Source organism: Nocardioides sp. LML1-1-1.1 (assembly GCF_040676175.1).
In the GTDB taxonomy this organism is placed as follows: domain Bacteria; phylum Actinomycetota; class Actinomycetes; order Propionibacteriales; family Nocardioidaceae; genus Nocardioides.
On sequence record NZ_JBEGHK010000001.1, the window covers coordinates 547,540 to 568,516 of the forward strand.

16 protein-coding genes and 1 tRNA gene are annotated in these 20,977 nt (G+C 72.6%); 6 read left to right on the forward strand and 11 right to left on the reverse strand.

Going from position 1 to position 20,977, the window contains the following annotated elements; translation table 11 throughout:
* Positions 1-8: 8 nt before the first annotated feature.
* From MRBLML1_RS02710 to MRBLML1_RS02720, 3 genes are all read right to left on the reverse strand, one after another.
* Positions 9-707 (reverse strand): hypothetical protein, encoded by a 699-nt coding sequence (locus MRBLML1_RS02710; RefSeq protein ID WP_364511016.1) that lies wholly within the window; start codon positions 705-707, stop codon positions 9-11.
* Positions 708-733: 26 nt separating this feature from the next.
* Positions 734-809, reverse strand: a tRNA-Gly gene (locus tag MRBLML1_RS02715).
* Between the two features lie 30 nt (positions 810-839).
* Positions 840-1,613, reverse strand: a complete 774-nt coding sequence (locus MRBLML1_RS02720) for an SGNH/GDSL hydrolase family protein (RefSeq protein WP_364511018.1) — start codon at positions 1,611-1,613, stop codon at positions 840-842.
* Positions 1,614-1,677: 64 nt separating this feature from the next.
* On the opposite strand from MRBLML1_RS02720, the gene dcd reads away from it, so the two are divergent.
* The gene (gene dcd, locus MRBLML1_RS02725) at positions 1,678-2,253 is read left to right on the forward strand and encodes a dCTP deaminase (RefSeq protein WP_364511020.1); all 576 of its coding nucleotides are present in this window, start codon (positions 1,678-1,680) and stop codon (positions 2,251-2,253) included.
* A 34-nt stretch (positions 2,254-2,287) separates the two neighbouring features.
* Positions 2,288-3,274: a siderophore-interacting protein gene (locus tag MRBLML1_RS02730; protein WP_364511023.1), complete on the forward strand. Its 987-nt coding sequence runs from the start codon at positions 2,288-2,290 to the stop codon at positions 3,272-3,274.
* Between the two features lie 14 nt (positions 3,275-3,288).
* On the opposite strand, the gene MRBLML1_RS02735 is transcribed toward MRBLML1_RS02730, so the two are convergent.
* From MRBLML1_RS02735 to MRBLML1_RS02760, 6 genes are all read right to left on the reverse strand, one after another.
* Positions 3,289-5,151 carry a CocE/NonD family hydrolase gene (locus MRBLML1_RS02735; RefSeq protein WP_364511025.1) on the reverse strand — a complete coding sequence of 621 codons (1,863 nt, stop codon included), beginning with the start codon at positions 5,149-5,151 and terminating at the stop codon, positions 3,289-3,291.
* A gap of 30 nt (positions 5,152-5,181) precedes the next feature.
* A complete protein-coding gene (locus tag MRBLML1_RS02740; protein WP_364511028.1) occupies positions 5,182-6,018 on the reverse strand; it encodes a DUF4097 family beta strand repeat-containing protein in 837 nt (278 codons plus the stop codon).
* Positions 6,019-6,041: 23 nt separating this feature from the next.
* Positions 6,042-6,575, reverse strand: coding sequence for a pilus assembly protein HicB (locus MRBLML1_RS02745; RefSeq protein WP_364511031.1), 534 nt, complete (start codon positions 6,573-6,575; stop codon positions 6,042-6,044).
* Positions 6,576-6,624: 49 nt separating this feature from the next.
* Positions 6,625-8,253, reverse strand: coding sequence for an AMP-binding protein (locus MRBLML1_RS02750; protein ID WP_364511034.1), 1,629 nt, complete (start codon positions 8,251-8,253; stop codon positions 6,625-6,627).
* Between the two features lie 145 nt (positions 8,254-8,398).
* Complete coding sequence (locus MRBLML1_RS02755; RefSeq protein ID WP_364511037.1) at positions 8,399-11,809, reverse strand: (Fe-S)-binding protein; 3,411 nt, start codon at positions 11,807-11,809, stop codon at positions 8,399-8,401.
* Between the two features lie 185 nt (positions 11,810-11,994).
* Positions 11,995-14,505: a hypothetical protein gene (locus MRBLML1_RS02760; RefSeq protein ID WP_364511040.1), complete on the reverse strand. Its 2,511-nt coding sequence runs from the start codon at positions 14,503-14,505 to the stop codon at positions 11,995-11,997.
* 110 nt (positions 14,506-14,615) lie between these two features.
* Here MRBLML1_RS02760 and MRBLML1_RS02765 point away from each other — a divergent pair, with 110 nt between their 5' ends.
* Together MRBLML1_RS02765 and MRBLML1_RS02770 are read left to right on the forward strand one after the other, a co-directional pair.
* The gene (locus tag MRBLML1_RS02765) at positions 14,616-16,076 is read left to right on the forward strand and encodes a M1 family metallopeptidase (RefSeq protein ID WP_364511043.1); all 1,461 of its coding nucleotides are present in this window, start codon (positions 14,616-14,618) and stop codon (positions 16,074-16,076) included.
* Between the two features lie 55 nt (positions 16,077-16,131).
* Positions 16,132-17,649, forward strand: coding sequence for a hypothetical protein (locus tag MRBLML1_RS02770; protein ID WP_364511046.1), 1,518 nt, complete (start codon positions 16,132-16,134; stop codon positions 17,647-17,649).
* Here MRBLML1_RS02770 and MRBLML1_RS02775 read toward each other — a convergent pair.
* The gene (locus tag MRBLML1_RS02775) at positions 17,636-18,196 is read right to left on the reverse strand and encodes an RBBP9/YdeN family alpha/beta hydrolase (protein WP_364511048.1); all 561 of its coding nucleotides are present in this window, start codon (positions 18,194-18,196) and stop codon (positions 17,636-17,638) included. The two genes, MRBLML1_RS02770 and MRBLML1_RS02775, sit on opposite strands and share 14 nt — an antisense overlap.
* A 55-nt stretch (positions 18,197-18,251) precedes the next feature.
* On the opposite strand from MRBLML1_RS02775, the gene MRBLML1_RS02780 reads away from it, so the two are divergent.
* Both MRBLML1_RS02780 and MRBLML1_RS02785 read left to right on the forward strand, forming a co-directional pair.
* Positions 18,252-18,623 carry a MerR family transcriptional regulator gene (locus tag MRBLML1_RS02780; protein WP_364511050.1) on the forward strand — a complete coding sequence of 124 codons (372 nt, stop codon included), beginning with the start codon at positions 18,252-18,254 and terminating at the stop codon, positions 18,621-18,623.
* Positions 18,620-19,579, forward strand: coding sequence for a sensor domain-containing diguanylate cyclase (locus MRBLML1_RS02785; RefSeq protein WP_364511053.1), 960 nt, complete (start codon positions 18,620-18,622; stop codon positions 19,577-19,579). The genes MRBLML1_RS02780 and MRBLML1_RS02785 overlap by 4 nt, the downstream gene beginning before the upstream one ends.
* Before the next feature lie 41 nt (positions 19,580-19,620).
* Here MRBLML1_RS02785 and MRBLML1_RS02790 read toward each other — a convergent pair whose 3' ends face one another.
* A complete protein-coding gene (locus MRBLML1_RS02790) occupies positions 19,621-20,973 on the reverse strand; it encodes a dihydrolipoamide acetyltransferase family protein (RefSeq protein WP_364511056.1) in 1,353 nt (450 codons plus the stop codon).
* Between the last annotated feature and the right edge of the window lie 4 nt (positions 20,974-20,977).

The window sequence follows — 20,977 nt, forward strand, 5'->3', positions numbered from 1 at the left end:
CTCAGTCGTCAGCCGGCACGGCATCCCTCCTCGTCGCAGCTGATGGTGTGCTCGGGGTCGGTGGCGGCCACCCGGCGCAGGGCGGCGGCCGTCGTGTCGAGGCGCTCCAGCGCGGCACGGTCGACGTGGACGAGGTCGAGCTCCTTGGTCGCGCGGGCGGCGCCGACCACGGAGAGGTCCGGGGGCAGCTCACCCTCGCCGAGCGCGTCCAGCACGGCGAGCACGGCGGCCGCCCCCTCGGCTGGTCGAGGGGCGGCGCCACCCTCGGGCGGCCAGGCGAAGTCGACCGTCACCCACTGCTCACGGCTGACGACCCGTGCCTCCACCGTCACCGGACCGGCGTAGACGTCCGCGAGGCGCACCGCCAACGGCGCGAGCTCGCGGAGCTCGGCGAGGTCCACCCGCACCTCCCCCACCCGGATCCGCGGGGACACCTCGGCCTCGGCCAGCCGCTCGCGCACGTCCTCGACCTCGGCCACGCTCGCCCGGTCGGTCAGCCGCACCTCCCGCACGCCGGTGTCGCCGACCTCGACCGAGGCCACGACGCCCCGGCGCTCGCGCAGGTCGTCGACGAGGCGGTGCAGACGGGCGTCGTCGGAGCGGTACCACGTGGTCGCCGCGACGACGCCGAGGAGCACGAGGGCCAGCAGCGGCACCAGCGCGCGCAGCGCGGGGCGCCCCGAGGAGAGGCTCGAGTGGGAGGTCATGGCGCCCTTCGACCCGGCAGTGGTCCTGGAGCGGATGACGAGGTTCGAACTCGCGACATTCAGCTTGGGAAGCTGACGCTCTACCAACTGAGCTACATCCGCAGACCCCGGTCGCCCGGAGCGTGGAGGATGCTACCCGATGGGTGCGAGGGAAGGTCGCTTCGGCTCCACCCCGTCGCCCGAGGAGCGCCCGGTGACCCGCCGCTGGACCCACGGCGCGAGGTGGGTGCGGGCCCAGGCGATGTTGGCCGCACGCTGCTCACGCCCGCTCAGCACCGGTACGACGGCGGGCGGGATCGGCCGGAGGTCGTGAGCCACGCCCAGCGCGTCCAGCGCGGCGATCGCGATCTGCTGGTGCCCGACCGCGTTGAGGTGCAGCCGGTCCTCGTCCATCACCTCGGCGACGGTCCAGTCGCGCATCCGCCACATGTCGACGACGGTGGCGTCGTGCTTCTCGGCGATCTCGCGCACCCACTCGTTGAAGATCGCGGTGCGCCCGCGGATCACCTTGATGACCGAGTTCAGCCCCGGGTCGGCGATCGTGAACATCACGACGTGCGCACCGTCGGAGGCGAGCCGCCCCACCGCCTCGTCGTACGTCGCCGCGAGGGCGTCGATGTCGACCTTGGGCCGCAGCACGTCGTTGCCACCGCCGTGGATGGAGACGAGGTCGGGTCCGAGGGCGAGCGCGGCGTCGACCTGCTCGTCGATGATCGCGGGCAGCTTGCGTCCGCGGATGGCGAGGTTGGCGTAGCCGAAGCCGGCGCCCTCGCGGGCGGCCGCGAGCGCCAGCGCCTCCGCCGTCCGGTCGGCCCATCCCCGCAGGCCGTTGGGACGCGCCGGGTCGGGGTCACCGACCCCTTCGGTGAACGAGTCGCCCAGGGCGACGTACTTGGAGAAGGTCACTCCCGCATTGTGCGCCCGTGATCGCCACCACTCGGCACCGGTACCGGCAGGTAGGGTGCGGGACGTGCTGCTCAGCGACCGCGACATCACCGCCGAGATCGACGCCGGACGGGTCGCTCTCGACCCCTACGACCCGGCCATGATGCAGCCGTCGTCGATCGACGTGCGGCTGGACCGGTTCTTCCGGGTCTTCGACAACCACAAGTACCCCTCGATCGACCCGGCGGCGGACCAGTCCGACCTCACCCGGGTGGTCGAGCCGGAGGGCGACGAGCCGTTCATCCTGCACCCGGGCGAGTTCGTGCTCGGCTCGACGTACGAGGTCGTGACGCTGCCGGACGACATCGCGGCGCGGGTCGAGGGCAAGTCCTCGCTGGGCCGGCTCGGGTTGCTGACCCACGCGACCGCGGGCTTCGTGGACCCGGGCTTCTCCGGGCACGTGACCCTCGAGCTGGCGAACGTGGCGACGCTGCCGATCAAGCTCTACCCGGGCATGAAGATCGGCCAGTTCTGCTTCTTCCGGCTGTCCTCGCCGAGCGAGCACCCGTACGGCTCGGAGAAGTACGGGTCGCGCTACCAGGGCCAGCGCGGGCCGACCCCGTCGCGCTCCTTCCAGAGCTTCCACCGGACGACCATCTGATCCTCCGTCACCGAGGTTAGGTTAGCCTGACCTCATGACCGTGGAGAACGCGTACGTCGCCACCCTGCCCCTCATCCTCAGCGAGGTGGAGGTGGTCCGGGCCGAGCGCGTCACGCCGTCCTTCGTCCGGGTCGAGCTGGGTGGGGACGCCCTCGCCGAGTTCGGTACGCCGGGCCCGGTGCTCGACCAGCGGATCAAGATCATCTTCCCCAACGCCGCCGGCAACCTGCCGTCGTTCGCGAACGCCGACGAGTCGTGGTGGACCTCCTGGATCGAGATCCCCGAGGACGAGCGCGGCTCGATGCGCACCTACACGGTGCGCGACGTCGTCGGTGAGGGCACCGACACCCGCCTGGTGGTCGACATCGTCGTCCACGAGTCCGAGGGGCACGGCGACGACCCGCTCGACGGCGCCGGCAACACCTGGGCGCTGCAGGCCGCGCCGGGCCAGCGACTGGTCGTGATGGCGCCGCGGCGCGGGCACGAGTTCGGCGGCATCGAGTGGTCGCCCGGCGCCGCCTCGCGGCTGCTGCTCGTCGGTGACGAGACCGCGGTCCCCGCCATCCGCGGCGTGCTGCGCGACCTGCCGGCCGACGCGACCGGCGCGGCCTTCCTGGAGGTGCCGGTCGACGGCGACGTGCTCGACGACGTCGCCGCGCCGGCCGGGGTGAGCGTGACGTGGCTGCCCCGCAACGGCCGCGCCCGCGGCGAGGAGCTGCACGCGGAGGTGCTCGCGCACCTGACCGGCAGCGCGCCCACCGAGGCGGTCGAGGTCACCGACGAGGAGATCGACCCGGACCTGTGGGAGACCCCGGTCTACTCCTCCTCCGGCGAGCAGGTGGCCGCCGCCACCGCCGTACCGACCGACGGGGCGCCGTTCGCCGGCCTCTACGCCTGGATCGCCGGCGAGTCCAAGGTCGTCACCGGCCTGCGCCGCAAGCTCGTCAACGACCTCGGCCTGGACCGCAGCCAGGTCGCCTTCATGGGCTACTGGCGCCAGGGCGTCTCCATGCGCTCCTGACTCAGACCACCGGGTCAGGGCCGTACGGCGACCGTGATCGCCGACGGGTACGACGGCCCGGTCCGCACCGTCACCGGCACCAGCTGGCCCAGCAGGTCGGTCAACGGCGAGAGCAGGTGCGGGACGTCGAAGGCCTGCACGGCGACCCGCAGCCTGTGGCCGGGCTTGATCACCGCCCCCGTCGGGAACACCTCCACGTCCACCGGCGCCACCTGGCCGGCGGCCAGCCTGGCCTGCGCGGCCTTGGTGAACGGGTGGTGCGGCTGGAGCAGCTTGCCGCCGAGGTAGCGCGACCTCGTGGTGTCGAGCGCGCGGTGCGAGATGACCTGCCAGCCCCCGGTCAGCCGGCTGACCGTGCCGTCGGGGGCGACGTCCTCGACGGCGACCGACAGCATGCCGTCACCGGTCGGCGAGGAGACGTAGAGCCGGGCGTTGACCGGGCCCTGGATCCGCACCGGCGTGGTGACCGGCGCGGTGTCGAAGGTCAGGCCGCCGAGGTCGTTGAGCTTGTTGTCGGTGAAGCAGGGCAGCCCGCTCAGCAGGGTCGAGGGCAGGCCCGCGGTCCACTGGTCGGCCGAGCGGGTGCACAGCCCGGTGACCGGGAGCGGCGGGACGATCGAGGAGCCCGCGGCCGGCGTACCGGTGACCAGGCCGCCGGACTGGCCGCCGACGGCGGAGGTGCCGGAGAGCCGGTACTCCCGCGCGCTGAGGTCGGTGTCGATCCACTTCGCCTTCTTGACCCACGTGCCCGAGCCCTGCTCGTAGTAGGTCAGCGGCGCGATCTGGTCGAGCTTGCCGTCGATGCCCTTGATGTACTGGTCGAACCAGCGCAGCTGCAGCTCGGCGAGCGTGCCGTAGCCGGCCTTGCCGACCTCGGCGCCCGAGGAGCCCTGGAGGTGGTTCCACGGGCCGAGGATCAGCTTGGTGGGGACGCCGTTGCGCTGGATCCGCTCGAAGTCGAGCGGGGTGCCGCGCTGGAAGAGGTCGTACTCGCCGCCGATGAGGAAGGTCGGCACCTTCACCTTGTCGATCGCGGTGATCGGCGAGCGCTCGGCGTAGAACGGGCCGTCGTAGGCCGGCTCCCCGCCGAGCAGCGCCGTGAGCGCGAGCGGCAGGGTGAAGCCGAGCGCGCCGGCGAGGTGGTCGGTGAGGGCCTTGAAGCCCGCGGCGGGCTCCTGGACGCCGTACGCCGGCGGGATGACGCCGGTCGCGGTGACCAGGCCCAGCCACAGCGGGATGAAGCCGACGTCGATCTGGCCGCCCGAGGCGACCACGTCGCGGTAGACGTCGGCGGCGGGCACCTGCGGGAAGATCGCCTTGAGCCCCGGCGGCTGCTGCTCGGCGGCGAACAGCTGCGAGATGCCCATGTACGACGCCCCGGTCATCCCGACCTTGCCGTTGCTCCACGGCTGCGCCGCCGCCCAGTTGACGATCGCGCCGGCGTCCTTGCCCTCACGGGCGCTGAACGCGGCCCACTGGCCCTGCGAGCTGCCCGTGCCGCGGGCGTCGACGGTGAGCTGGGCATAGCCGCGCTTGACGAGGTACGCCGGGTCGGCGCCCGCCAGCACCGCGCCGGCGCCGCCCGCGATCACGGTCTTGTTGTAGGCCGTGATCGTGACGATGACCGGCAGCCGCGTGGCGACGGGCTTGCCGTCGGCACCGGCCGGGCGTTGCAGGTCGCCGCGCAGGACGACGCCGTCGTCCATCCGGATCGCGAGGTCGCGGGTGGTGACCGTGGCGGCGTACTGCTCCGGCCGCGGGGTCCAGCCGGTCGCCGCGTGCGCGGACGGGCCGGCGGGCACCAGCAGGGCGGCGGCGAGCAGGACCCCGACGAGGACGGCGACCAGGCGGACCGGACGGGACAGGCGGGTGTGCACGGCAGGTTCAACGCCCCGCCGTGACCGCGGTCACGCGGGGACGAGCGCGACGTTCCCCGATACGGTCACGGCGCGGACCTCGACGTGGTCCGCGCCGGGCTCCGGCTCGCCGGCCGAGGGCAGCGTCGAGCTGACCCGGCCGCTGACGGTGCTGATGTCGGTCCACACCGGCGTGCCGGCCGGGACGCCGACCAGGATGTTGCCCGAGGCGCCCTTCGCGCTGATCCGGCCGCGGCGGGCGGTGCGCACCGTGACCGCGCCGGAGCCGGTGGTGCTCGCGATGTCGTGGTCCGACTCCAGGACCTCCAGGTCCCCGGAGCCGGTCTTGACCACCACCGCGCCGGCCGAGCGGCCGATCCGGACGTCGCCGGAGCCCGAGGAGATCGAGGTGGTGGCGGACGTCGCACCGACCACGACGGTGCCGGACCCGCTGCGGACCTTCAGCGCGCCGGTGACCGCGCCGACCTCGACGTCGCCGGAGCCGGTGGCGACGACCGCCGCGCCGGCGACGTGCTCGAGGCGCACGTGCCCCGAGCCGGAGCGCACCTTGGTCTCGCCGACCTCGCCCGTGGCCTCGACGTCCGCGCTGCCGGTCTTGGTCACCAGCCGGCTCCCGGTCGGGACCTCGACCTCGATGTCGAGCGAGGAGTCACCGCGGAAGAGCCCGCCGCGCCCCTTCGGCGCGAGGACGCTGACCCGGTCGCGGTCGCGGGTGACGGTCGCCTCGTCGGCGCGGGCGCCGGCGACGCGGACGTGCGTGGTCGTGGTCCCGGTGGCGACGACGAGGACGCGGCCGGCGCCGTTCTCGACGTAGAGCTCGATGGGGGCGGGGGTGTCGAAGGTGCGGACGAGGGGTTCGCCGTTCATGGGGATCTCCTGAGGTGGTGGGGTCAGAGCCAGCCGGTCATCCGGCGGTTGCCGGGCTTGCCGCCGAACGGGAACTCGCCCCCGAACGGGAGGCTGGTGACGTCGACGTCGACCTGGACGGCCCGCTCGCCGGTGGCGCCGCGGACCAGGCTGACCAGCCAGGTGTTGAGGGACTGGCCGGCCTGCGCGGCCAGGTCGTCCGCGCGGGCCTTGAGCGACTCGGGCAGCCGGAGGCTGACCCGGGCCTGGCCCTCGTCCTCCGTGGCAGCGAGCGGCGTCGCGGGCACCGGCGCCGGGTCCGGTGGTGAGACGGGCTGCCCGGCGTCGACGACGAAGTCGAGCTCGCGCCCGGCCAGCCGGACGTCGACGCCCCCGCTCGCCATCGCCGCCGTGATCTCCGCGGCGGCCTGGCTGATCGCCTCCATGACCGCGAGCCGGACGGCCGGGTCGAGCGCGTAGCCCAGCCGCTCGGCGACCTGCCGGGCCTCGGGGCCGGCGCTGTCCGCGGCGGCCAGGAGGTCCCGGCGGAGGCTGTCGACGTACGGCGTGATGTCCATGTGCACCACTATGACGTCATGATGACGTCATTTCAAGTCCGATGTGACGTCAGTCCAGGCCGAGCAGCTCCGCCGACCGCTCGCGCATCTCCACCTTGCGGATCTTCCCGGTGACCGTCATCGGGAACTCCTCGACGACCAGCACGTAGCGCGGGATCTTGTAGTGCGCGAGCCTCCCGGTCGCGAACTCCTTGACGCCCGCCGCGTCGAGCGGCGCGGCGCCGGCCCGCATCCGCACCCAGGCGCACAGCTCCTCGCCGTACCGCTCGTCCGGGACGCCGACCACCTGCACGTCCTCGACGTCGGGGTGGGTGTAGAGGAACTCCTCGATCTCGCGCGGGTAGATGTTCTCCCCGCCGCGGATCACCATGTCCTTGATCCGCCCGACGATGTTGCAGTAGCCGTCCTCGCGCATCACGGCGAGGTCGCCGGTGTGCATCCAGCCGTCGGCGTCGATCGCCTCGGCGGTCTTGGCCGCGTCCTCCCAATAACCGAGCATGACGCTGTAGCCACGGGTGCAGAACTCCCCCGCCTCCCCGCGCGGCACGGTCTCGCCGGTCGCCGGGTCGACGATCTTGATCTCCACGTGCGGGGCGGCCCGCCCGATCGTCGCCGTACGACGGTCGAGGTCGTCGTCCGCGCGCGTCTGGCAGCTCACCGGGCTGGTCTCGGTCATGCCGTAGGCGATCGAGACCTCGCTCATGTGCATGTCGTCCACGCAGCGCTTCATCACCTCGACCGGGCAGATCGAGCCGGCCATGATCCCGGTGCGCAGGCTGCTCAGGTCGTAGGTCGCGAAGTCGGGGGCGCTCTGCATCGCGATGAACATGGTCGGCACGCCGTACAGGCCGGTGCAGCGCTCGTCGGCGACCGTGCGCAGCGTCGTCGCCGGGTCGAAGCCGGGAGCCGGGATCACCATCGTGGTGCCGTGGGTGACGCAACCCAGGTTGGCCATCACCATCCCGAAGCAGTGGTAGAACGGCACCGGGATGCGCAGCCGGTCCTGCTCGGTCAGCCCGATCAGCTCGGTGACGAAGAAGCCGTTGTTGAGGATGTTGCGGTGGCTGAGCGTGGCGCCCTTCGGGAAACCCGTGGTGCCGCTCGTGTACTGGATGTTGATCGGGTCGCCCGCACCCAGCCCGCGCTGCCGCTCGGTCAGCGCGTCGGCCGGCAGGCCCTCGCCGGCGGCGACCAGGTCCTGCCAGTCGTCGGTGTCGACGTAGATCGTCCGCTCCAGGCCGGGCACCTCACCACCGCCGACGACCTCCTCGACCATGCCGCGGTAGTCGGAGGTCTTGAAGGCGGTCTGCGTGAGCAGCAGGCGCAGCCCGGACTGGTTGACGGCGTACGCCAGCTCGTGGGTGCGGTACGACGGGTTGACGTTCACCAGCACCGCGCCCGCCTTGGCCGCGGCGAGCTGGACGATGGTCCACTCCGCGCAGTTCGGCGCCCACATCCCGACCCGGTCGCCCTGGTCGATGCCGAGCGCGAGCAGGCCGCGCGCGACCTGGTCGACGGCGTGGTCGAGCTCGCGCCAGGTCCACCGGCGCCCGCTCGCCACCTCGACCAGCGCCTCGCGGTCCGGCCACTGCCCGACCGTGCGCTCCAGGGCCGCCCCGATGGTCTCGTCCAGCAGGGGCGTCGTGGTCTCTCCGGCGGCGTACGACAGCTCGGTCATGGAGCCATCGTGCCTCGCCCGTGAGCGCGGTCACACCCCTCGAAAGGAGGTGGGTGCAGGAATCCCCGGTCACCCGGGACTCCTACGGTTCCTGGCCGCTGCAACAGCCAGGAACCGTCGGGAAAGGGCAGGAACCTCGCCCTGCTCAGAGGTCGAAGAGCGAGCCGGTCTCGTTGATGTCGGCGTCCGTGCGGGGCTGGTGGGCCTCGCCGGAGGACGCCGGCTTCGGAGCGGGCTTCTTCTCCTCGGGCTCGGCGGCTGCCTCCGGCTCGGGCTCGGCGGCTGCCTCCGGCTCCGGCTCCGGCTCAGCGGCTGCTTCCGGCCCGGGCTCGGGCTCCGGGGCCGGCTCCGGGGTCGCCTCCGCGGCGGGCGCCGGGCGCTCGACGGCCGCCGCCTCGGGGGCGGCGATGTCGAAGAGCGAGCCCATGGCGTTGATGTCCACGTCCGAGGCAGGCGTGGAGGCGCTCGCGGACGCGGCGGCGTCCGCCGGTGCCTCCGGTTCGGCGGCGGGCTCCGGAGCCGGCGGCTCGGCGACGGTCTCCGCCTCCTCCTCGCGGGCGTCGCCCTCGACCGGCTCCTCCTCGGGAGCGGGCTCGGGGGCGGGCGCGGGGACGTCGGCGGGCTTCGCCGGCTCCGGCTCGGCCGGGGCGGCGATGTCGAACAGCGAGCCGCTGCCCAGGTCGACCGCGGGCTCCTCGGCCTTGGGCTCCGCCTTCGGCGCCTCGGCCTCCGGCTGGGTCTCGGGGGCCTTCGCCGCGGGCTCCTCCGCCTTCGGGGCCGGGGCCTCCTCAGCCGGGGCCGCGATGTCGAACAGCGAGCCGCTGCCCAGGTCGGCCGCGGGCTCCTCGGGCTCGGACTTCAGCTCGGACTTCGGGTCGGCCTTGGGCGCCTCCGCCGCGGGCTCGGCCTTCGGCTCGTCGGCCGTCGGCGCGACGTCGAACAGCGAGCCGCCACCGTCCAGGTCGGCCGCGGGCTTCTCCGCCGCCTCCTCCGCAGGCTTGTCGGCGGGCTTCGCGGCGGCGGGCTTCTCCTCCGCAGGTGCCGGACTGTCGAAGAGCGAGCTGGAGTCGTCGAAGAGCGAGCCGCTCCCGGCAGGCTTCGAGGCGGGCTTCTCCGCCACCTTCTCCTCCGCCGGAGCCGCCTTGGCCTCGGTCGCCGCCGGCTCGTCGAACATCGAGCCCGGGTCGTCGAACATGGAGGAGCCACCGGAGGCCTTCGCGGCCGGGCCGACGTCCTCGGTGTCGACGACGGTGTCCTCGGTGACGGTGACGTCGCCCGCCTCGGGCTCCGCCTTCGTCTCGACCGGCTCGGACTTCTCCGGAGCGGCGGCGGGAGCGGCCTTGGCCTGGACCGGCGTACCGGCACCGGGCGCGAGCTTCGTGGCCATCTCGTCCTTGACGGAGGCGAGCAGCATCTGCGCGACGTCGAGGATCTCGACCTCCTCGCGCGCCTCGCCGTCGGCCTGCATCTTGGTGAGGCCGTCGGAGAGCATCACCCGGCAGAACGGGCAGCCGACCGCGACCTGGTCGGCACCGGTGCCGACCGCCTCGGCCGTGCGGTTCAGGTTGATCCGCTCGCCGATCTTCTCCTCCATCCACATGCGGGCACCACCGGCGCCGCAGCAGAAGGACTTCTCGGAGTTGCGCTCCATCTCGGCGAGCTCGGCGCCGGGGAGGATCTGCAGCAGGTCGCGCGGCGGCGTGTAGACCTGGTTGTGGCGACCCAGGAAGCAGGGGTCGTGGTAGGTGATCTTGCGGCTGTGCGCGCCCGCGCCACCGGCGACGGGGGTCAGCTTGCCCTCCCGCACCAGCCGGTTGAGCAGCTGGGTGTGGTGGATGACCTCGAGCTCGATGCCGAGGTCGCGGTACTCGTTCTTGAGCGTGTTCATGCAGTGCGGGCAGGTGGAGACGACCTTCTTGGCCTTCGCCTCGGTGAGCGTCTCGATGTTCTGCTGGGCCAGGCCCTGGAACACGAACTCGTTGCCGGCACGACGGGCCGAGTCACCGGTGCACGTCTCTCCGTTGCCCAGCACGCCGAAGGAGACGCCGGCCAGGTCGAGGAGCTCCGCGACGGCGCGGGTCGTCTTCTTGGCCCGGTCCTCGTAGGCGCCGGCGCAGCCGACCCAGAACAGCCAGTCGACGGACTCGAGGTCCTCGATCTGGTCGCCGACGACCTTGACCTCGAACGGCAGGTCCTTGGCCCAGTCCAGACGCGCCGTGGCGGACATGTTCCACGGGTTGCCCTTGTTCTCCAGGCCCTTGAAGAGGCCGTTGAGCTCGGAGGGGAAGTTGGACTCGACGAGCACCTGGTAGCGACGCATGTCGACGAAGTGGTCGACGTGCTCGATGTCGACGGGGCACTGCTGGACGCACGCACCGCAGTTGGTGCAGGCCCACAGGGCGTCCTCGTCGACGACGAAGTCGCCGCCCTCGGGGTTGTAGAAGTAGTCGAGGACGCCGTCGGACTGCTCGTGCTCGGTCTGCCCGACCAGGGCCCGCGGCTCGGCGCCACCGGCGACGGCGTAGGCCTCCTCGCGCATCGCCATCATCATCAGCTTGGGCGAGAGCGGCTTCTCGGTGTTCCACGCGGGGCACTGCGACTGGCAGCGGCCGCACTCGGTGCAGGTGGTGAAGTCGAGGATGTCCTTCCAGGAGAAGTCCCAGATGGAGCCGGCGCCGAGGGTGGCGTCCTCGTCGAGGTCGTCGATGTCGTCGAGGGTGATCGCCTTGCCGCCGGAGGTCAGCGGCTTGACCGCGCCGAGCGCCGTACGACCGCTCTCCTCACGCTTGAACCAGATGTTGAACCACGCGGTGAAGCGGTGCCAGGCGACACCCATCGTCAGGTTGCTGGAGATGACGATCAGCCAGATCATCGCGCTGGTGATCTTCACCATCGCGATGAAGAAGATGATGTTCTCCAGCGTGCCGATCGACTCGTGGCCGGTCGGGTAGAGGTTGCCGAAGAGCTGCGAGACCGGGAAGTGGAAACCGTCGGCGTGCTCGGCGGCCTCGCCGCCGTGGGCCTTGGCGAGGTTGTACTCGGCGCCGCGGATGAAGAGGATCGCGGAGCTCTCCAGGAGCACCATCGCCTCGACGAAGTAGGCCTGCCACATGGTCGAGCCGAAGAACCGGCTCTTGCGGCCGAGGCTGTCGGGTCGGTGGGTGAGGCGGTAGATGATCAGCGGGATGATCGCGAGCGTGCCGAGCAGGCCGAGCAGCTCGGCGACCCACTCGTAGATCCACCACTTGCCGAGGACCGGGATCGTCCACTCCGGGTCGAACAGCTGCGGGAACGCCGCCGCGACCGCGGTCGAGAGCGCGATGAACGCCGCGAACGCGAACCAGTGCAGGATGCCGACCCAGGTCCACTGGAGCATCCGGGTGTGGAGGAAGGTCTCCTTGAACATCGTCAGCGTGCGGCCGACCGGGTTGCCGGTGCGCCCCGGCGCGGGCTGTCCCTTCCGGATGACGCCGAGCATCGCGGCGACCGCGCGAGCGGTCAGGGCGATGGCGACGACCGAGATGGTCAGCGAGACGATGATCGCAACGGTCTGCATCTTCGGACTTCTCCACTCGTCTGGATCAGGTGCGCGCACAGGTGCGGCGGGCCGAGCCTATTGCCATCCACCGGTACGGCGAACCGAAGGCAAGCCTTACCAACGGCACCGTGCGCGGCGGATCGTCTCCGGATCCTACCGGCAGGTAACTTCTCCCGGAGCGTGACGATCACCTCAGGGATGACTCAGGAGAACACGATCCCGGTGACCGCGCCGGCCTTCGAGAAGGTGACCGCCACCGGCACGTTCGCCCGCGTCGCCGTCCTCGCGCAGAAGCGGTACGTCGTCCCGAGCCGCTCGTGCGGCTGACCCACCGCGCGCAGCACGGCCTCGGTGCTCATCCCGGCACGCACCAGGCCGCGGACCGCGGCGACGTCCTTGCGCAGGTCCGCGTTGCGGCACGAGTCGGGTCGTACGCCGTACGTCCGCTCCCACATCTGCAGGTAGGCCTCCGCGCCGCGGGCCATGTCGTCGACGATCTTGGCGCCGTCGCCGGGCTGCTGGGCGTCGGCGATCTTGCGCAGGTCCTCGACCCAGTCCGGGTAGAGGCCGTACTGCGCGACCCCGTCGACGTTGATGTCCCAGGTCCGCTGCCCGGCCTGCTGCTTGTCGACGCGCACCCCGCCGAGCCCGGTGAACGGGTAGGTGACCGGGTTGGCGACGTCCGCGCCGCGCGGGTCACCCTGGGCGCCGAGGCCGTTGATGTCGGCGCCGAAGCCGAAGCCGAAGTAGTAGCGCGGGTCGGCCCAGCCCAGGTGCCGGCGCCACTTGGCGACGAAGCCGGTCGAGTCGCCGGCGTACGGCGTGATGAAGCCGCCCGCCCGGTAGATCCGCGGGTAGGTGTCCGGCGTGGACCAGGAGTGGCTGGAGATGACGCCCGGGTAGCCGAGGTCCTCGATCACGTCCATCGATGCCGCGCGGGCCTTGACCGAGAGGTGGTCGGGGTCGAAGACCATGTTCCGCTTCGCCAGCCCGGCGATGGTGTGCACGCCGAGCTCGGTGAGCCCGCGCTTGTTGCAGTGCGCGGGCGGCCCGTAGAGCGGGGTCGCCGGGAGCAGGCCGAGGATCTTGCCCACGGCACCGAAGAGCGCGTCCTGCTGGTTGGCGTCGAGGTTCGGCAGCACCGCGATCTGCGGGTTGTCCGCGGACTCGCCGTCCGCCGGCTCGCAGTGCTCCATCGCCCAGAACGACCCGGTCTCCAGGAAGTTCGCGGTGTTGACCAGCGGCCCGATCGCACCCGAGTCGCCGGCGACCCCCGCCAGGGCGTTGTCGAACTTGTTGACCAGCTCCATCTGCCGGACCCCGAGCGCCTTCATCTCGTCGAGGTTGGCGTCGATCTCGGCGGCCGTGCAGGCCGGGAAGTCCTTGCCGAGCAGCTTCTTGTACGTGCAGCCGAACGGGATCGAGGTCTCGATGCCCATGACCACGGCCATCTTGCCGCTGTTGACGACCCGGCGCGCCTCGAAGGGGTCCTTCACGATCCGGTAGAAGCCCTTGCCCGGGCCGCCGAACTGGGCGTCGACGTAGTCCTGCATCTTCAGCATGTCGGCCGCCTGCAACCGGATCGAGTCCATGTCGTCGCAGGAGTTGCGCTTGATCGGGTAGAGCTGGCAGAGCTTGTTGTTCTCGACGAGCAGGTTGACGAAGACCCGCTGCCCGCCGCGCCAGGCGCGCTCCAGCCAGCGGTAGTAGGTGCCCTCGTGGGTCAGCGACTCCGGCGCCGGCCAGTCCTTGAAGGTCGGCCAGCCGACCGGGTCGTGCGAGGCCTTGTTCGACAGCACCGACTCCAGCAGCGCGCCCTTGCCCTGGGTGAGGGTGTGGTCCGGGCAGTCGACGAGGGCGTACGGAGCGCCGTAGGCGTGCCACGGACGACCGCAGTGCACGCTGCCACCGAGGAACTCGAAGGCCATCCCGTGGGTGTGGGCGTCGACGAAGCCGCGCACCTCCTGGTAGGTCGTCTCCCCCGCGAACGGGTCGCCGGTGACGTTGATCGCCGCCTCCGGGTACGACGGGCAGCCGCTCGCCGTGCGCAGCGCGAAGGTGGTGCCCGCACCCCGCACCAGCTTGCCGCCGGAGACGGTGAGCACCTTGCCCGCGCCGAGGTCGAAGCGGAACCCGCCGGCGACCTGGGTCGCGGTCCAGTCCGAGGCCGCGGTCGGCTTGGCGGCGGGCGCCACCGCCAGGCCCGGCGCGGAGAGCTCGCCCGCGGGCGTGTGCAGCAGGTAGCCGCCGAGCCGGGTCGCCTTGAAGTAGTAGGGCCCGAAGGTGGAGCCGGACGCGGCGAGCGTGTAGCAGCCGCCGGCCATCGCGTAGCGGTCGGCGGGCACGGCGGTCCGGGCCGGGTACGCCGGCACGGTGACCAGCCTCGGGTCGGGCAGCGCGCGCTCGCTCGCGACGTACGCCTCGGCGGCGGTGCGCTCGGCGGCCGTGGTCGGGTCGACGGCCTCCTCGCCGACGGCGAGCCCGCGGGCCACGTCGTTCTTGGTGGCCGGGTCGTCGTGCCGGTGCGGCGCGAGGTAGGCGTCGTCGTGCGGGACGCCGCGGTCGGACTTGTCCTGCTCGGCAGCGGCCGCCAGCGAGGTCGTGCCGCCGGCGCCGGTGACCGGCACCAGGGCGGCGACCCCGATGACGGACAGGGCCGCGACGACGGCCAGGCCGACCCGTCGTGACGCCTCGGTCTCGCGCACTCTGCCCATGCCGTCCTCCTGGCCGCGTGATCTCGATCACCCAACGAACGAGTCCGCGGAGGGTAACACCGGAACGTGAACTCCTGTCAGGTTCGCGCCCGGCAGGCAGAATGTCGCTCGTGACCCGCACCGCCCGCCTGCTCGCGTGCTCGGCCCTCGCGCTCGCGCTCGCCGGGTGCGGCGCCCTCGCGACCAATCCCGACGCCCTCCCGTCCGGCACCCCGACGCCGACGTCGACGGCGACCGGCACGCCGGCCGGTCCCTACGGCAGCGCCCGCAGCGAGACCCGCGAGGACTCGGTCTACCCCGACGTCGGCGACCCGCTCGTCGACGCCCTGCACTACGACCTCGGCCTCACCTGGGAGCCGGCGGAGGACCGGCTCACGGGCGACCAGCGGCTCGTCTTCCGCGCCACCGCCGACGCCGCCACCATCCCGCTCGACTTCAACGAGGACCTGAGGATCTCCGCCCTCACCGTCGACGGCGAGCCCGCCGCGCACGAGGTCGACGGCACCCACCTCACCATCCGGCACCCGGTGACCAAGGACCGGCAGTACACCCTCGCGCTGACCTACGCCGGCACCCCGCGGACCGCGCCGGCGCCGAGCCAGCGCAGCGACTTCACCCAGGGCGTCGGCTGGAGCATCAGCGACGACCACGAGACCTCCACGCTGCAGGAGCCCTACGGCGCCTTCACCTGGTACGCCGTCAACGACCAGCCCGCCGACAAGGCGCTCTACGACTTCACGCTCACCGTCGACGCGCCCTGGCAGGGCGTCGCCAACGGCGAGCTGACCCGCTCGACGAAGACGGGCGGGCGGACGACGAACCGGTGGCACCTGGCGGAGCCGGCGTCGTCGTACCTGGTGACGGTGGCGTTCGGCGACTACCAGCGCACCGACCTGGAGTCCGCCAGCGGCGTGCCGATCCAGGTCTGGGCGCCCGCCGACGGCGAGGCACTGCCCGGTGGCACCGGCACCGCGCCGGAGGCGATCGACTGGCTGGAGAAGAGCCTCGGGCCCTACCCCTTCGACACCTTCGGGATCGTCGTCGTCGACAACGACAGCGGCATGGAGACCCAGACCATGGTCACCCTCGGCGACACCCCCTACAGCCTGTCGCCCGAGGTCGTCGTCCACGAGGCCGCCCACCACTGGTACGGCGACACGGTCACCCCCGCCGACTGGTCCGACGTGTGGATGAACGAGGGCATGGCGATGTACCTCCAGGGCATGTGGGAGGCCGAGCAGGAGGGCGTGCCGGTCGCGGAGAAGATGGACGAGTGGGCCGACTTCGAGGTCTCGCTGCGCGCCGGCTCGGGCCCGCCCGCGGCGTACGACCCGAAGCAGTTCGGCGACGGCAACATCTACTACGGCCCGGCCCTGATGTGGCAGGAGCTGCGGGAGCAGATCGGCGACCGCAGGTTCTTCCAGGTGCTGCGCGAGTGGCCGGCGGCGCAGGAGAACGGCAACGCCGACCGCGAGGAGTACTGGGACTGGATCGAGGAGACCACCGGCGAGGAGCTCTCGGACTTCTTCGACGACTGGCTGCTCGGCGAGAAGACCCCGTCGCGCGACTGACGGCTTTGCCTGGCAGGCCTTCCGCCCGGACTGGAACACGTTCTACTCTCCGGGGATGCGCCTGCGCTCCCTGGCGGCCCTCGCCTGTGCCTTCGCCCTGACCCTCACCGCCACCCCGACGCACGCCGACGGCTTCACGCTGCCGGGCCTGCCCGCGCTGCCGACGGTCCCGGGCCTGCCCATCCCGCCGCTGCCGACCGACCTGCTGGTGCCACGCTTCACCGGCACCCCGGTCACCGCGCAGCCGCTCGACGCGCCGCCGGTCCCGCAGAACCCGTTCCTCGCACCCAACGGCCGCAGCAGCATGCACAACGACGCCTACAGCACCGACGCGTACGCCGTGTCCGGGCCGACCGGGCGGGCACTGACGATGCGCACCGCGTCGTACGGCATCCGGGAGTGCGCCACGATGGCCTTCGACTCCCGCGACCGGATCGTCGGCCTCTGCGGTGGGCTCGAGGGCTTCACCCTGATGGTGATCGACCCGGTCAGCCTGCACGCGATCTCGCAGCTGCAGCTCTCCGCGCGTGACCTCACCAAGGCGGCCAACCCGTTCACCGACATCTGCGGGGGCACCTACTTCTTCCTCGACGGCCAGGACCGCGCCTACGCCACGACCACCGACGCCTCGATCGCGGAGGTGCAGGTGACCGCCGCCGGCGGCCTGGTCAAGGGGCGCACCTGGCCGCTCGCCGGGCACCTGGCGAAGGGTGACTGCCTGGTCGCCACCGGCGTCGACTGGTCCGGCCGGGTCTGGTGGTTCAGCCAGCAGGGCACCGTCGGCACGCTCGACCGGACCACCGGCGCGGTGAAGGCGCTCGAGCTGCCCGAGGGCGAGGGGATCTACAACTCCGTCTCCAGCGACGAGACCGGTGGCGTCTACTTCGTCTCCACCCACCAGACCTACCGGCTCGACGCGGCGGCCGACGGCACGCCCGCGATCACCTGGGCCATCCCCTACGACCGCGGTACGACGACCAAGCCCGGCATGCTCTCCCAGGGCTCCGGCACCTCACCGACCCTGATCGGCGAGCGCTGGATCGCCATCGCCGACAACGCCGAGCCGCAGAGCCACGTCCTCGTCTACGACCGCCGCCAGGGTGTCGCCGAGCGAGCGCACTGCTCGGTGCCGGTGCTCGCCTCCGGCGCCAGCACGACGGAGAACAGCCTGGTGGCGGCGGGCGACTCGCTGATCATCGAGAACAACTACGGCTACGCCGGCGTCCAGTCCACGCTGCTCGGCAGGTCGACGACCCCGGGCATCGCGCGGGTCATGATCGACCCCGACGGCTGCCACGTCGCGTGGACCAGCCCGGTCACCGCGCCCACCTCGGTGCCGAAGGCCTCGCTCGGCAACGGCCTGGTCTACGTCTACTCCAAGCCGCCGCGGGCCGACCTGCTCGACGCCTGGTACGTCACCGCGATCGACATCCGCACCGGCCGGACCGCGTGGAGCCGGCTCACCGGGACCGGCATCCAGTGGAACAACCACTACGCGTCGATCTACCTCGGCCCCGACGGGGCGCTGTACGTCGCCACGATCGTCGGCCTGGTCCGGCTCACCGACGGATAGCGGCATCCGCCTCGGGCAGCGCCGTCACGCCCTCCGCGGCGAGGAAGTGGCCGGCGCCGGGCACCACCCGGGCGGTGACGCCGAGCTGGGCCGCGAGCCGGTCGGTGAGGCCGGTCGGCACGACCGGGTCGGCGTCCGAGCGGATCACCACGACCCGGTCGACCCGGTCGGCGACGGCGCGGACATCGGTGGGCCCGCCCACGAACTCGTCGAGCGCCGCGAAGCCCGGGACCGGCTCGGCGAAGCCCGCGACCAGCACCAGGGTGCCGAGCCGCCACTCCCCCGGCACGGCGAGCAGGTGCCGCAGCACGGTGAGCGAGCCGAGGCTGTGCGCGACGACGACCGACCCCGCCTCCGGCACGCCGATCGCGGCGCCCGCGACCTCCTGCCAGCGCGCCGCGACGGGGTGCTCGGGGTCGGGCAGCGCGGGTACGGTCGGGGTGAGGCCGTCCGCGGCCAACCGGTCGGCGAGCCAGCCGAACCAGTGGTCGGCGGGCGTGGCGCCGTAGCCGTGGATGATCGCGGCCCGGCGGGACGTTGTGGACATGCGCCGGACCGTACGGGTTGACGCCGGCGTGAAGGTCAAGCCACCAGGAGGGGACGTGCGGATCGCGGAGGCGGCACGGCGCGCGGGCGTGAGCCCGCGGGCGCTGCGGCACTACGAGGACACCGGCCTGCTGGCGCCGGCACGGACGGCCGGCGGCTACCGGGAGTACGACGCGAGCGACGTGGCGCGGGCCGCGCAGGTGCGCACGATGACCGCGGCCGGGGTCGGCACCGACCTGATCCGGCGCTACCTCGACTGCGTCGGCGAGGCCACCGTGGACCTGTGCCCCGACCTGGTGACCGAGCTCGACGCGCTCGGCGCCCGGCTCGCGGCCGAGCAGGACGCGCTCGCCGCGAAGCAGGCCCGCCTGGCCGCGATCCTCAGACCCGCGGGTCCCGCGCCGATCCAGCGAGCATGGACGTCGTGACCGCACCCGTCGAGCGCGCGCGGTGGGAGGACTCGACCGCGGTGGGCGCCGAGGCGTTCGCGGAGGCGGCCCAGCACGTGGTGGGCTACCTGAGCCGTCGTACGCCGCTGCGGGACTGGTCGGTCTCCCGGGTCGCCGGCGGGGAGCAGGTGCACGTCCACGTGCACCACGACACCCTGCTCGAGACCGGCGACCGGTTGCCGTGGGACGTGACCTTCTGCCGCCGGATGAGCGACGGCGCCGACCACGTGGTGCCCGACGCCCTGCGCAACCCCGACTACGCCCCGCTGCCCGATGCCGGAGACGTGCGTGCCTACGTCGGCTTCCCGATCACCGACGAGGGCGCCCTCTTCGGCGTCCTGTGCGGCGTCGGCGCGGAGCCGCTGCCCGGCGTCGACGCCGTGGACGCCGACCTCGTCGAGCTGCTCAGCACGTTGCTCTCCTCGCAGCTCACCATCGCCCGGACCGCCGACCGCGAGCGCCGCCGGGCCGCGCTCGCCGCCGCGCTGGCCGACACCGACGAGCTCACCGGCCTGGTCAACCGGCGCGGCTGGGAGGCGATCGTCGCCGACGCCCAGCAGCGGGTCGCGGCCTTCGGCGACCCGGTCGCCGTCGCGGTCGTCGACCTCGACGGTCTCAAGGCGGCCAACGACGTGCTCGGGCACCAGGCGGGGGACGCGTTGCTGGTCCGTACCGCCAACGCGCTGCGGAACGCCTGCACCGCCCAGGACCGGGTCGCCCGCTACGGCGGCGACGAGTTCGCGATCCTGACCAACAACGTCGCCGTCGACGACCTCCCCTCCCACTTCGCCCGGTTCGCGGACGCGCTCGCCACCGAGGGCATCGCCGCCTCGATCGGGCACGCCTTCACCGGCCCCGGTGAGCGCACCGTCGCCGACGCCTTCCGCCGCGCCGACGCGGCGATGTACGACGTGAAGCGGGCCCGGCGGGGCTGACGCCTCGCCTCGCCGCCCCGCGGCGTGTGGAGCTCCACGGACTAGAACAGCAGCGCCGTCGCCGGGTCCTCCACGATGCCCGCGACGTCGGCGAGGAACCGCGACCCCGTCGCCCCGTCGATGTGCCGGTGGTCGAAGGACAGCGCGAGGGTCATCACCTGCCGCGGCACGACCTCGTACGCCCCTTGCCCTGAGCCTGTCGAAGGGACCACCCAGGGCTGGGCCTTGATCGCGCCGAGGCAGAGGATCGCGGACTCGCCGGGGTTGATGATCGGGGTGCCGCCGTCGACCCCGAACACCCCGACGTTGGTGATCGTGAACGACCCGCCGGCCAGGTCGGCGGGCTGGGTGCGGCCCTCGCGGGCGGTGGCGGTGAGTGCTTCCAGGGCACGGGCGAGGTCGACGAGGGCGAGCGCGTCGGCGTCCTTGATGTTCGGCACGACGAGCCCGCGCGGCGTCGCGGCGGCGATGCCGAGGTTGACGTAGTGCTTGACGACGACCTCCTGCGCGGCCTCGTCCCAGGTGGAGTTCACCAGCGGCGTACGACGCAGCGCGAGCAGGCACGCGCGCGCCACCACCAGCAGCGGGCTCACCTTGACGTCGGCGAGCTCGCGGCGCGCGCGCAGCCGCGCGACGAGCTCGACCGTGGCGGTGGCGTCGATGGTGACCCACTCGGTGACGTGCGGCGCGGTCGAGGCGGAGGCCACCATGGCGGCGGCCATCTGCTTGCGCACCCCCTTGACCGGCTCGCGGGTCTCGCGGCCGGCCGGCGCGGACGCGGCGGCCGGCGCCGGGGCGGGGCCGTCGACCGCAGCGAGCACGTCCTCCTTGCTGACGGTGCCCTTCGGCCCCGTCGGCGTGATCGCGGTCAGGTCGACCCCCAGGTCGCGGGCCAGGCGGCGCACCAGCGGCTTCGCGAGGGCGCGCGGCGGCCGGACTGCCGGAGCGACCTCCTCGACGGCCGGGTCGGTGACGGCGGGCGCCATCGCCTCCGCGGGCGCCTCGGCCTTGCGGGCACGGCGCTTGAGGGCGCGCTGCTTGGGGCCGTAGCCGACCAGGGTGGCCTGGCCGGTGGGCGGGATGTTGGTGTCGATGATCTCCGGGCCCCGCGAGGGCTCCGGCGCAGGCGCCGGGGCCGGCGCGGCCGCGGACCCGTCCGGCGCGCCGATCCGGATGATCGGCGTGCCGACCTCGACCGTGTCGCCCTCGCGGACGAGCAGGGCGAGCACCTCACCGGCGTACGGCGACGGCAGCTCGACGATCGACTTGGCGGTCTCGATCTCCACGACCACGTCGTTGACGGCGACGGTGTCGCCCACCTTGACCCGCCAGGCGACGATCTCGGCCTCGGTGAGGCCCTCGCCGACGTCGGGCAGCTTGAACTCGTTGCTCATCGCG

Excerpts from the sequence above, each read along its gene's own strand:
- MRBLML1_RS02710 (WP_364511016.1), bottom strand. The coding sequence starts at position 707 with ATGACCTCCCACTCGAGCCTCTCCTCGGGGCGCCCCGCGCTGCGCGCG.
- MRBLML1_RS02730 (WP_364511023.1), top strand. The coding sequence starts at position 2,288 with ATGACCGTGGAGAACGCGTACGTCGCCACCCTGCCCCTCATCCTCAGC.
- MRBLML1_RS02740 (WP_364511028.1), bottom strand. The coding sequence starts at position 6,018 with ATGAACGGCGAACCCCTCGTCCGCACCTTCGACACCCCCGCCCCCATC.
- MRBLML1_RS02745 (WP_364511031.1), bottom strand. The coding sequence starts at position 6,575 with ATGGACATCACGCCGTACGTCGACAGCCTCCGCCGGGACCTCCTGGCC.
- MRBLML1_RS02750 (WP_364511034.1), bottom strand. The coding sequence starts at position 8,253 with ATGACCGAGCTGTCGTACGCCGCCGGAGAGACCACGACGCCCCTGCTG.
- MRBLML1_RS02755 (WP_364511037.1), bottom strand. The coding sequence starts at position 11,809 with ATGCAGACCGTTGCGATCATCGTCTCGCTGACCATCTCGGTCGTCGCC.
- MRBLML1_RS02760 (WP_364511040.1), bottom strand. The coding sequence starts at position 14,505 with ATGGGCAGAGTGCGCGAGACCGAGGCGTCACGACGGGTCGGCCTGGCC.
- MRBLML1_RS02770 (WP_364511046.1), top strand. The coding sequence starts at position 16,132 with ATGCGCCTGCGCTCCCTGGCGGCCCTCGCCTGTGCCTTCGCCCTGACC.
- MRBLML1_RS02775 (WP_364511048.1), bottom strand. The coding sequence starts at position 18,196 with ATGTCCACAACGTCCCGCCGGGCCGCGATCATCCACGGCTACGGCGCC.
- MRBLML1_RS02790 (WP_364511056.1), bottom strand. The coding sequence starts at position 20,973 with ATGAGCAACGAGTTCAAGCTGCCCGACGTCGGCGAGGGCCTCACCGAG.